The 11,842-nt window shown below is 48.7% G+C and carries 9 protein-coding genes; all 9 read right to left on the bottom strand.

What is annotated here, in order from left to right; genetic code table 11:
• Positions 1–750 precede the first annotated feature (750 nt).
• The 9 genes from ACXX82_RS09720 to ACXX82_RS09680 all read right to left on the bottom strand — a co-directional run bounded on the left by ACXX82_RS09720 (position 751) and on the right by ACXX82_RS09680 (position 11,794).
• Entirely contained in the window at positions 751–1,296 is a 546-nt protein-coding gene (locus ACXX82_RS09720; protein WP_458562830.1) for a hypothetical protein, read from the bottom strand.
• 129 nt (positions 1,297–1,425) lie between these two features.
• The gene (gene tnpC, locus ACXX82_RS09715; protein WP_458562829.1) at positions 1,426–2,991 is read right to left on the bottom strand and encodes an IS66 family transposase; all 1,566 of its coding nucleotides are present in this window, start codon (positions 2,989–2,991) and stop codon (positions 1,426–1,428) included.
• Between the two features lie 29 nt (positions 2,992–3,020).
• Positions 3,021–3,368, bottom strand: a complete 348-nt coding sequence (gene tnpB, locus ACXX82_RS09710) for an IS66 family insertion sequence element accessory protein TnpB (RefSeq protein ID WP_323507754.1) — start codon at positions 3,366–3,368, stop codon at positions 3,021–3,023.
• Positions 3,365–3,757, bottom strand: coding sequence for an IS66-like element accessory protein TnpA (gene tnpA / locus ACXX82_RS09705; protein ID WP_416186780.1), 393 nt, complete (start codon positions 3,755–3,757; stop codon positions 3,365–3,367). Before tnpA ends, tnpB begins: the two co-directional genes overlap by 4 nt.
• Positions 3,758–3,849: 92 nt before the next feature.
• Positions 3,850–5,433 carry a hypothetical protein gene (locus ACXX82_RS09700; RefSeq protein ID WP_458562828.1) on the bottom strand — a complete coding sequence of 528 codons (1,584 nt, stop codon included), beginning with the start codon at positions 5,431–5,433 and terminating at the stop codon, positions 3,850–3,852.
• A 765-nt stretch (positions 5,434–6,198) separates the two neighbouring features.
• Positions 6,199–8,394, bottom strand: a complete 2,196-nt coding sequence (locus tag ACXX82_RS09695; protein ID WP_458562827.1) for a hypothetical protein — start codon at positions 8,392–8,394, stop codon at positions 6,199–6,201.
• Between the two features lie 625 nt (positions 8,395–9,019).
• On the bottom strand, positions 9,020–10,375 hold the full coding sequence (locus ACXX82_RS09690) for an ATP-binding protein (RefSeq protein ID WP_322234082.1): 1,356 nt from the start codon (positions 10,373–10,375) through the stop codon (positions 9,020–9,022).
• Positions 10,351–11,013, bottom strand: a complete 663-nt coding sequence (locus tag ACXX82_RS09685) for a response regulator (protein ID WP_322234079.1) — start codon at positions 11,011–11,013, stop codon at positions 10,351–10,353. The genes ACXX82_RS09690 and ACXX82_RS09685 overlap by 25 nt, the downstream gene beginning before the upstream one ends.
• A gap of 184 nt (positions 11,014–11,197) precedes the next feature.
• Positions 11,198–11,794 carry an undecaprenyl-diphosphatase gene (locus ACXX82_RS09680; protein ID WP_322234077.1) on the bottom strand — a complete coding sequence of 199 codons (597 nt, stop codon included), beginning with the start codon at positions 11,792–11,794 and terminating at the stop codon, positions 11,198–11,200.
• Between the last annotated feature and the right edge of the window lie 48 nt (positions 11,795–11,842).

The raw sequence follows: 11,842 nt of genomic DNA, 5'->3' as shown, positions 1-11,842 counted from the left end.
GGAGCGGTTCCCAACTTTGCCAGGCGCTTTGCTGTACACATTTTGAATTTAACGCAATTTCCAAAATCATATGTCAACAGGCCTTGCGTAATCAGGCCCATTTCAGTTGGTATTAATCAATGATCGGATGCATGAAGTACTTCTCTGACCATGTCAAATACGCAGGCTAATATTACAAATTATAAAGAGGGATTGATACCAGAACAATCTCTAACGACGTAAGAGGATTCTCTAATGTGTATAAGATTCCTGTAGTTGCCTAAATCTGCACAACATTATGTCGCGTCTTTGGATAGCCATAACCCGATAAGTTATAAGTGACCTAAAGTGATAGTTTTTTTGTGGTCTGACGCAATGTGTGGAGAGTCGATTAACCGAGAAAATGGAAATGGCAAGGTGCTAAAAGTGTGCTTGGTATTTGGTGCGCGGGACATCGTTGGCAGAATTTTTGCGACAAGAACATCGAATTTAGAATAAGGGATTAGAGGAATATGTGCGCGTAATCGCAGCGTAGTAACGCCAAATTTTGAAATTGATATTTTACGACATCACCCTTTGAAGGAATGCTGCAATGATCGTATGTCGCGCTGTCTTTGAGTAGTTTGAAAAGCGTTGATAGCTATGGGAAATTGTGAGCGCCTGCTGGCTATCGGACTTCAGGGTGCCACTATGAGTTTCCTCGCTTTGCTCTTATGAAGAGAGCAAAGCGAGGATTGTTAAGAAGAGTCGATTAAATTATTACTGTGCCACTTAGAGTGGGTTAACCTCTAAAACCGGCTCGATAGAAATTTTGAAAAAAGAAGAAACAGAATGTTTATCCTTTTGATATCCTGTCACGTTGGTGCTGTATTTTTCAGTTTGTCCGGCAGGCATTGTAAATTCAAATGTTGAAGAATCCGTGAGCGGATGGTCCGGATGCTGCTCCGTTGAGCCACTTGGTTTTTTCCATAAATATTCTACCGGCATTGGAGGAGCCGCTTCATGCGGATTGCTGGCCTGAACAACGACTCGGGTTGCACCACTTTCTAACTTGGTTTGTGTGGCATGAAGCTTCAATCCGTTTAGGAAGGATTGCGTCGTCCCAACTGGAATAATCGAAGTGATATGAGTAGCGCTAACTTTATCACGCCCCGCTTCGTATCCTGTGACAACAAAAGTGTATTTTTGATCTTGTGTCGCAGGCATCGTGAATTCAAATGTTGAAGAATGGGTGAGCTGGCCAATGGCCGGTTGATGCTCCGTTGAACCCCTTGACCCTGTCCAGAAATATTCAACCGGTGTTGGCGATGTAGGCATGTGCGGATTGTTAGCCTTGACTATTACTCGGGTTGCTCCGCTTTCTAACTTGGTTTGTGTGGTATCAAGGTAAGCGTATTCCCACGGCCGTCTCGATAAATTCCGGCAGAGAAATTCAATCGGCAAGAATTAGCGGGCTATCGCCATCGTAGATGTGAAGTTCCACGGCAGGAAGTCATGGACCTGATTGACCGGGTGGTCGGCGATATGGGTGAGAACGTGGCGTAGCCAGGCTTCAGGATCAATACCGTTTAATTTCGCTGTGCCGATCAGTGAATAAACAGCGGCAGCCCGCTCTCCACCGCTGTCGGCACCCGCGAAGAGATAATTACGACGTCCGATAGCGACGCCACGCAAGGAGCGCTCCGCTGCGGAATTATCGATTTCAATGCATCCATCGTCACAATAACGTTTTAGCGCAGGCCATAGATTGAGGCTATACATGATGGCAGCGGTCGTGTCTGACTTGCGCGATAGCAGCAGAAGCGTCGCCCGTAACCAGAATTCGAAGTCATCGATAAGCGCGAGCGATTGTGCTTGTCGGGCTGCGCGACGTTGGTCCGGTGGTTGGCCGCGAATCTCAGCTTCAATCACATACAGTTCGCCGATCCGGCGCAAGGCTTCAGTGGTGACCGCAGATGGTCGGGCCACATGCAAATCATAAAATTTACGGCGTGCATGCGCCCAGCAAGCGGCTTCCACGACCTGGCCGCTTTCATAAATGGCGTTAAATCCAGCGTAGGCATCCGCTTGCAACACGCCACTAAAAGAGGCCAGATGTGTTTGTGGATGGATGCCTTTACGGTCCGGAGTATAGGCAAACCAGACTGCTGCTGGTTCAACAGATCCGGAAGGACGGTCATCCCGCACATAGGTCCATAGTCGCGCTGTCTTGGTCTTGCCATTACCCGGTGCCAGAACGGGTATGGGTGTGTCGTCGGCATGCAGTTTCGTGGCAGCCAGCACATGGCGTCGAATCGCGTCCACCAGTGGTCGCAGCAAACTGCTGGCAGCACCGACCCAGTCAGCCAATAATCCCCGATCCAGTTCGACACCTTCACGGGCATACATGACAGATTGCCGATAGAGCGGCAGGTGATCGGCATATTTACTGACCAGTACATGGGCCAGTAATCCGGGACCTGCCAGACCGCGTGTAATCGGACGACTGGGCGCGGCAGCTTGCAGGATGGTATCGCAGCACTTGCAGGCCAGCTTCGGACGAATGTGTCGGATGACTCTGAAGCTGGCGGGAATGAATTCGAGTTGTTCAGCAACGTCTTCGCCCAGTTGCCGCAGGCCACCACCGCAATCCGGACAGGCATTTTGTTCGGGCAAATAAATCTTCTCATCACGGGGTAAATGAAGGGGCAGCGGTTTGCGCGGTGCACTCTGGCGTGGCTTTCTGGTCGGAGGTTCTTCCATGGCAACAGCACTCTCATCGGCCTGCAAATCTTCCAGTCGCAGTTCAAGTTGTTCGATCTGGTGATCGAGCTTCTCGGATTTGCGGCCGAACTGCATGCGTCTGAGCTTGGCGATAAGAAGCTTGAGGTGTTCGATTTCGATCCCGCGCGTGGAAAGCTCTTCCCGCAACTGCGCCAGCGTTTCACTTTGCGCGGCAAGGGCGACGTCACGCTCCAGGATCATGGCCTGCAAGGTCGCGATATCGTCAGGAAGAGTGGTGTGCGTTGGCATGGTGCCAGTTTACGCATGTGTGGCGATGTTTACAAGCCTGATGAGGGCCGATTCGTGCGTTCCGGACGCCGCCAGTCGATCCCTTCCAATAGCATCGACAACTGCGCTTGCGAGAGCGACACCGATCCTTCCGTTGCCTGCGGCCAGATGAAACGGCCGCGTTCGAGGCGCTTGGCCAGCAGGCACAGGCCATCGCCGGTCCACCACAGAATTTTAAGGATATCTCCACGCCGTCCCCGAAAGACGAAGACATGACCGCTGAACGGATCTTCGGCCAATGCCGTCTGCACCTTGGCTGCCAGGCCATTAAAACCACAGCGCATATCGGTCACACCCGCTGCCATCCAGATACGTGTGCCTGCCGGCAGACCAATCATGCGAGCAACCGTTCCAGAACAAGGGCAAGCATGGCAGAGTCGACGACGCCTTCGAGTCGAAGCCGGGCTTTGCCTACTTCCAGAATAATGACCCCGGGGGAAACAGCGGTACTGGTAAAGACCGGTTGTGTATCTACCGGCAGGGGATCGCTGAGCACAACCGGCAATAATGTACTCTGCGGGCCCGAGGCAGTTTCAAAGGCTCCCACATGAAATAGCTTGCGCCATGCAAAAACCTGATTGGCATTGAGGTCATGCGCACGCGCCACCCGCGATACCGAAGTTCCTGGCACCAGAGATTCTTCGGCGACCCTGCGTTTAAATTCCGTTGAATGCTGGCGATAAGCGCCGCGCTTTGCTCGCGAAACCGTCCCAATATTTGTGTCCATAATGTGAATTTGTGGGCACAATTAATTTGTGCCTTCCCATTCAAATCATGCAGAAATTTGGTGTTTATTGGTAGAGGGTACTGAGGGAACGCTTACGTATCAAGTGTCAATCCGTTGAGGAAGGCTTGCGTTGACTCTGCGGGGGTGATCAGTGTCTTTACAATGCCGCTGTAACCTTCATTGTTTGCATCATATGCTGTCATCATGAACTGGTAGGTTTCAGTTTGTGCAGCCGGCATCGTAAATGTGAATGTAGACGACGTAGTCTCGCCCGCTATCGGATCATGGTTGGACGCACCTTTGGGGCCTCTCCAAAAGTAGCTCAACGATGTTGGCTGGGTTGGCATATCCGCATTAATGGCTTTGACGACCACTTTCGTCTCGCCACTGGCTAATTTATCTTGCGTGACATCAAACTCTAACCCGTCTACGTAATCTTCGATCGACTGAATCGATGCCTCGGTGACACTGCCTTTTAATGTAGCTTGCGCATCGCGAGGTTGCAAGCTGTTCAGAAGCGCTTGCTGGGCCTTAAGAGGCGTAATTGATGCATTAAGATAAGTGTCATTCTTGGTGTTCTCTTTTTCGTAGCCTAGCAGATTAAGTCTGTAATTTTCAGTCTGTGCTACGGGCATAGTAAATGTGAACGTCGAAGATTCGTTTTCTTCTGATTCAGATTCAGGATGATGATCAGTTGAATTCGATGGGGCCTTCCAGAAGTATCCCACTGGTGTTGGTGAAGTTTGCATATCCGGATTGCTGGCTTTGGCGACCACCTGTGTTGCGCCATTCGCTAATTTCGATTGCGTAAAATTAAGCTTTAGCCCGGTTAGGAAGGCCGTTGTCGAACCAATGGGGATAATCGAAGTATCGATTTCAGCTTGAACCTTATCGTTCTCCTTTTCGAAGCCCGTCAAACTAAAATCGTATTTTTCAGTTTGTGTGGCGGGCATTGTAAATGTAAATGTCGAAGACTTGCTCCGGTCAGATTCTAATGCCGGATGATGATCAACAGAATTAGACGGGGCCTTCCAGTGGTATCCGACCGGCTTTGGTGACGTTTGTGTATCCGGATTGCTGGCGTTGGCGATTACTTGTATTGCGCCATTTGCTAACTTGGTTTGCGTGACATTAAGTTCTAGTCCGTTCAGATAAGCTTGCGTCGATTCAATGGGGACAATGAAAGTATTGATAATCGCGTAGACGCCATCGTTTGTCTTTTCGGAACCCATCATACCAAATTTGTATTTTTCAATCTGTGTTGCGGGCATCGTAAATGTGAACGTCGAGGACTCGCCTTGTTCTGACTCTGATGCCGGATAATGATCAACTGAATTAGAGGGAGCCGACCAGTAGTATTCGATTTGCTTCGGCGGAATTGGCGTTTTCGGATTGCTGGCATGAGCGGTCACGCGGATTCTACCATCTGCTAATTTAACCTGGCTTAAGTCTAGCTTCATCCCGTCAAGGTAGGTTTGCGTCGACTCGGCGGTGCTGACATGAGACTTCAGTTTATTGTCTGGTGCCACTTCTGCTATACCCGCGCTTTGACTTGCCTTCACTTTACCTGTCTTATCATAAAGAACCGGGGCGGAAACGGCGGTTTGAGCAACACTCAGCAGTCCGAACGCGGCAACAGTATAGGACATCTTCTTTAGCCACTTTGTTTGTTTCATTTCTTTCTTTCTCTGGATTGATTGTAAGATTTTTTGTAGCAATTCACGAAGGTGAAAAACGCCTCCATAATTAATCCTATTGATAAGGCTTGTTGATATATGATTTTATGGGTGCGAAGGTGTCGCGATAAGATAGGAAGGCAGGAAGCGGTTGCAACTGTGCCACGCACCACTTTGCCCTGGATGCGTGTAGGTATTGAACGTAGTTCTTAAATCGTATGTCAACAGGCTCTGATTAAACAGACTTATTTCAGTTTTCACTAATAGATACCGCATCCATAAAATATTTCTCTGACCACATTAAGTACGCAATCCAATTTTACAAATTACACAGAAAGATAGATATGAGAGCAATCTCTAACGTAGCAAGAAAATTCTATAATTTCGGTAAGATTTCTGTAGTTGCTTAATGTCGAACAGTCTTGTGTGGCGTTCTATAAAAGCATAAACGGAGCAGTGATAAGTGACCTGATGCCGTTATCCTTTTGTGCCGTCTAACTCAATAAAAAGAAGCCATCGGCAGAGGAAATGTTGGTGGCAAGGCGCTGAGCGATTCTTGCGTGGCTTGAAGGGGGTGACGGATGTGGAAACTGCGAGGGTCAGTCCTACACCAATCTTAGAATTGTCAAATTAAGGTTCCTCGCTTTGCTATCATACAGAGCGCAAAGCGAGGATTGTAAAGAAGATTTTGACTAAATTATTACCGCACTATTAGCAGTGCTTTGGTCGAGTCACTTTCTAACATGGTTTGCGTGCGTTCAATCATCAATTCTTTGAAGGGGCTTGCGTCGACCCGACCGGGACAATGGAAGTTGTATGCATAGCGCTAACTTTATCATTCCCCTCTTCGTATCCTGTGACATAAAAATTGTATTTTTCAATTTTTTCCGCTGGCATCGTAAATTCAAATGTTGAAAGCTTAGTGCGCTTTCCACTGACTGGATAATGTTCTGTTGAGCCCGTTGGGGCCCTCCAGAAGTAGTCTACTGGCATTGGAGGGGTCGCCTCATGCGGATTGCTGGCATAAACAACGACTCTGGTTGCGCCACTTTCTAACTTGGTTTGTGTGGTATGAAGCGTCAAGCCATTCAGAAAGGCTTGCGTCGACCCGATTGGAACAATAGAAGTCGTATGCATAGCGCTTACATTATTATTGCCCTCTTCATACCCTGTGACATAGAAATTATATTTTTCATTTTGTTCCGCAGGCATCGTAAATTCAAATGTTGAAAGCTCAGTGCGTTCACCACTGACTGGGTGATGATCGGTAGAACCCTTTGGCCCTCTCCAGAAATAGTCGACTGGTGTCGGCGATGTAGGGGTATGCAGGTTGTTAGTCTTCACTACTACTCGGGTTGCACCGTTTTCTAACTTGGTTTGGGTAGTATCAAGCGTCAATCCGTTCAGAAAGGCTTGCGTCGACTCCGCTGGTGTAATTTTCGTCTTTACAAAATCGATGAATTTGTCAGTGTTCTTGTCATATGCTGAGATCATGAACTGATAGGTTTCAGTTTGTGCCGCCGGCATCATATAGGAAAACGTAGACAACTCAGTCCTCTCGCCCCGTATCGGATTATGTTCGGTTGCACCTTTGGGTCCTAGCCAGAAGTAGCTCAATGGTGTTGGTGGAGTTGGGACATCAGGATTAATGGCTTTGACAACCACTTTAGTTTCGCCATTGGCTAATTTATCTTGTGTGACATCAAGCTTTAAGCCAGCTACGAAATCTTGAATCGACTGAGTCGATGCTCCTGTGTCGCTGCTTTTCAATGTAGATCGCGCATCGCGCGCCTGAAAGACGTTTAGAAACGACTGATGCGACCTAAGAGGCGTAATTGGGGCATTAATGTAGGTGTAAACGTTATAGTTTTTCTTGTCGGTGCCGATTACATTAAAATCGTATTTTTCAGTTTGTGCAGCAGGCATCGTAAATGTTACCGTCGAAGACTCGCTCCGTTCAGCTTCTGATTCAGGACGATAATCAGTTGAACCCGATGGTTCTTCCCAAAAATATTCTACTGGCGTTGGCGAGGTTTGTATATCAGGGTTGCTGACTTTTGCGACGACTTCTATTGCGCCATTCGGCAATTTTGATTGTGTAACATTAAGCTTTAGTCCGTTCAGGTAGGCTTGCGTCGACCCAATAGGGACAATGGGAGTACTGACAATGGCAAAAACTTTAGCGTTTCCTTTTTCAGCTGCCTCTATGTGGAAATCGTATTTTTCGGTTTGTGTCGCTGGCATGGTGAACGTAGCCGTTGAAGACTTGCTTCGCTCGGACTCAGTAGCGGGATGATGATCAACTGAATCAGGCGGCCCCTGCCAATAGAATTCCACCGGTTTTGGCGATGTTTGAACAGTTGGATTGGTGGTTTTGGCGACAACCTGTATTGCGCCATTTGCTAACTTCGTTTGCGTGATATTAGTTTCTAGCCCGTTCACGTAAGCTTGCGTGGATTCGATGGGAACAATGACAGTATTGATAATAGCGTAGACGCTTTGGTTCGCCTTTTCGTAGCCCGTCATACCAAATTCGTATTGTTCAAGCTGTGTTGGGGGCATTGTAAATGTAAGCTTCGAGGACTCACCCTGTTCTGAGTCTGATGCAGGATAATGATCAACTGAATTAGAGGGTGCCGACCAGTAATATTCGATTTGCGTCGGTGGAATTGGCATTTTTGGATTGTTGGCATTAGCGGTTACGCGTATGCTACCGTCCGCCAACTTAACCTGAGTGAAATCTAGTTTCATCCCGTCCAGGTAGTCCTGCGTCGACTTGGTATGGTTAGATTTTAGTTTTCTGTTTGGCGTTACTTTTTCTGCATCCGTGTTCTGACCGGCCTTGGATTGACCTCTTGCATCATAAAGAGCTGGGCTGGAAACAGCCGTTTGCGCAATAGTCAGTAGCCCAAATGCAGCCACTGTATAGGACATTTTCTTTAACCACTTTGTTTGTTGCATTGTTTTCTTTCTCTTCATTTATAGCTAAATATTTGGCATCAAGTCGCGAAGGTAAAAGTACCTTCTGTAATTAAACCTGTCGATAAGGCCTCTTGACGTATTATTTGTGTTTTCCCACGCGGCAGGCGTTGCATGTCGATGCAGATTGGAGCGGCGTCGTAGTGCACCGGCAAGGAGCTGCAACAATGGCATGTGACGCTGGCAGTTCATTTTGGTTTTAATGAAATTTCCCAAAACATAGGTCAACAGCCCCTGATTAATAAGGCGTATTTCAGTTGGTATTACTCAAGACCTTATGCAGGAAATATTTGCACTGGCTCACATCAAATACGCAGCCGAATTTTACAAATTACACGGAAGGATTAATATGGGAACTATCTCTTTCTAGGTAAGAGTATTCTGTAATTGACATAAAATTCCTTTACCTTCCGCATTCTGCACGGGGATATGTAACGTTAAGCCATCGTCTTAACATGACCGGCTATGAGTGACTTGAAGAAATAGGTTTATTTTGTCGTCTAACGCAATGCGTAGAAAATCGATGACCCAGGCTAGCGCTATCAGGGTCTGAAGTGTTTGATAGTTATTTCAACAGAACTACGAAGTTAAGAGCAATGCAGCAGATTCAGACTGGTAGTCGAATGGTGACTTTTAGTCCAAACGGTGCGATTAGATGTGCGTTCTGCAATGTGACTGTGCCCTGCAAGCGCAGGACGATCGATTTGACGATGGAGAGTCCGAGTCCAGAGCCTTCGCTGTCATTACCGAGAATGCGGTAAAACGGGTCAAAAACGCGCTCTCGTTCCAGCTCAGCAATGCCCGGACCGGTATCTTCGACTTCAATCCATAGTGCGCCATCCGCGGTGCGTACGCGTACATCTATGGTCCCGTCAATTGGAGTATAGCGAATCGCGTTTTCTAGCAAATTGCGGAGTAGCGCAACGAACTCTACTTCTGATGCAACCAAGGTAAGGTCGGAGTCACGGTCAGTGTGGGTAGCCACGCCGATGTCGATTCTTTTCGCTTCTGCCATTGGCAGTAACTCTTCCATGACGTGTCGGAGCACGGCCGTAACCGAAAGTTGCGTGGCCTGTGCACCTCGCGTATTTTGTGAGCGCGCAAGTGTCAGCAATTGCTCTAGCAAGTTCTTGGCACGTTGTAATCCCTGCCTTAACGGAATCAGTCGTTCCTGGGATTTCGGGGAGAGATTAGTTGCAGCCAGATTTTCGGCTTGCAGCGATAATGCGGTTAACGGTGAGCGCAACTCATGTGCGGCATCGGCGATAAAACGACGCTGTGCGTCCATCGCCTCTGCAACGCGCCGCAGCAGGCGGTTGATTGACCCTATCAATGGTCGTATTTCATCCGGCACGTGCTGGTCGTCAAGTGGGCGGATGTCCTGATCGTCACGCTGGTCAACTTCGTGGGAAAGTCGGGTGATTGGTCGCAACATGCCGCGTATCATCAGACTGATCAAACCGATCAACAAGGGAATGAGCACTATCAGTGGCATCACCGTTCTCAGGCCCCCATCGCGCGCAATTTCATCACGCACTGCGGTTTGCTGACCAACCACCAATCGTTGTCCCGTGTTTATGCTGCGCACGAATAAGCGCCATGGCACACGATTAACTGTGGCCGTTTGTAGCCCATCTGCCAGATTGTCCGGCAACGCCAGATGTCCTGATGCCAGTGGATAATGCGAGTTTGCATCACCTAAGGTTTGTACGATGACCTGTGATTCGTCATCTTTCATTTGGCCGACGCTAGCGGGCGTTGGTGTCGCAAGGGGAAGACCACGACTATCGACTAACGCAGCGACTTGCCGCAATTGATCGTCCTGCAAATCATTGGCTTCGCGAAAAGCTGAAATAAATGAAAATACGCCGGCCAGTATGGCCATCACTAAAATCGTCAGTGATAACCATAGCGACAGACGAAATTGCAGCGAGCGGTTCAGTTTTGCTTTGACACCATCCATCCCAACCCCCTGACATTCTTGATCGATGTGGCACCCAACTTTTTGCGAATCGAATGAATCAGAAATTCGACGGCGTTGCTTTCCACTTCTTCATTCCATCCATAGAGCCGGTTCTCCAGCTCTTGCCGCGATAAAATCGCGCCCGGTCGCAGCAACAATGCATGCATCAGCGAAAATTCTCGCGCCGACAGGCGAGTGACGATGCCTTCAACTGTAACCTCTCGCGTACTTGGGTCCAGGCTCAGTGTGCCATTGGTCATGGTCGGGGTGGCGTTACCCGCCTGCCGACGTATCAATGCGCGCATCCGCGCCAGAAGCTCACCCATTTCAAAAGGCTTGACGACATAATCGTCGGCACCCAGATCAAGCCCGCGTATCCGATCATCCACCGCGTCGCGTGCGGTGACAATCAGCACTGGCAACAAATTGCCTTGTTGGCGCAATTGGCGCAACACTTCCAGGCCATCCACACGCGGCAATCCCAGGTCGAGCAACATCAGGTCGTAGGACGCCGTTTGCGTGGCGATCAGCGCGGCTGAGCCGTCATGCGCCCAGTCCACGGCGTAGCTGGCGTCGCGTAAAGCCACTTGAACAGCTTCACCGATCATTCGGTCGTCTTCAACCAGCAATACTCGCATGATGATTCCTTATTGTCAGGACTTATGCCAAATCGCGCCTACTGCATTATGCTTTTCTAGCTTGCATACGGTTGTGGTCCGCAGAGATGGTAAGTCCGTTGCAGGGACGGTTTTGCCCAAGTTCCCATCATTAATATAACGAAAAACCAACGCTTTATGTCCGATAATAACTATTCTGCTTTGGTTATTTTATCAACCATCCACGCCGAATGAGCGGCCCGAAGAGCCAGCGATGTATTGCTGTGGCATAACGGAATGTCTGCGCAACATACCATTTTGCCGTCCATAATCCGATTCCGGCACTCACCACCGCGACCACTGCTGCGCCTAGCATGTCTAATGGAAAATGAACGCCGACATAAATTCGCGCCCATGCCACTGGCAACCCCATCAAAGCAAACATCAGACCAATCACTCGGACACGACGATGGCAAATAAAGCTGAATGCCACCGTCCATAACAAGGTCAAATGGTCGCTTGGAAAAGATGAGTCGGCGGCGTGCGGGACAAAGTTATGGCCCAATCCGATCATAAACGGTCTTGGATGCTGCCAGACCAAACCAATTAATTGGCTGAGCAACATGCCGATGATGCCCGATACAGTCGCTTGCAGCATGATTTTTCGCGTTTTCTCTGCACCTGACAACCAGCCCACCAATACCGCAATCGGGATCAGCCAAATCAGTTGTTCAGCACACACTTTGGCAAATATGAGCAACGCGGGAGTGGGATGTGCAGGCGCATTAATGAGCAGAAACAAGCTTTGATTCAATTCTTCCATGGAACCTCAAAAAATAGCACATTAAGGGCAAAGTCAGAAGATTGATCC

Source organism: Glaciimonas sp. GNP009 (assembly GCF_054343755.1).
Note: the sequence above shows the minus strand (reverse complement) of the source record. Positions and strands in the feature narration are given on the sequence as shown.

What these genes read in the sequence shown, in the direction of transcription:
- ACXX82_RS09695 (WP_458562827.1), bottom strand. Translation starts at nt 8,394, where the DNA reads ATGCAACAAACAAAGTGGTTAAAGAAAATGTCCTATACAGTGGCTGCA.
- ACXX82_RS09685 (WP_322234079.1), bottom strand. Translation starts at nt 11,013, where the DNA reads ATGCGAGTATTGCTGGTTGAAGACGACCGAATGATCGGTGAAGCTGTT.
- ACXX82_RS09700 (WP_458562828.1), bottom strand. Translation starts at nt 5,433, where the DNA reads ATGAAACAAACAAAGTGGCTAAAGAAGATGTCCTATACTGTTGCCGCG.
- ACXX82_RS09690 (WP_322234082.1), bottom strand. Translation starts at nt 10,375, where the DNA reads ATGGATGGTGTCAAAGCAAAACTGAACCGCTCGCTGCAATTTCGTCTG.
- tnpB (WP_323507754.1), bottom strand. Translation starts at nt 3,368, where the DNA reads ATGATTGGTCTGCCGGCAGGCACACGTATCTGGATGGCAGCGGGTGTG.
- ACXX82_RS09720 (WP_458562830.1), bottom strand. Translation starts at nt 1,296, where the DNA reads ATGCCTACATCGCCAACACCGGTTGAATATTTCTGGACAGGGTCAAGG.
- tnpA (WP_416186780.1), bottom strand. Translation starts at nt 3,757, where the DNA reads ATGGACACAAATATTGGGACGGTTTCGCGAGCAAAGCGCGGCGCTTAT.
- tnpC (WP_458562829.1), bottom strand. Translation starts at nt 2,991, where the DNA reads ATGCCAACGCACACCACTCTTCCTGACGATATCGCGACCTTGCAGGCC.
- ACXX82_RS09680 (WP_322234077.1), bottom strand. Translation starts at nt 11,794, where the DNA reads ATGGAAGAATTGAATCAAAGCTTGTTTCTGCTCATTAATGCGCCTGCA.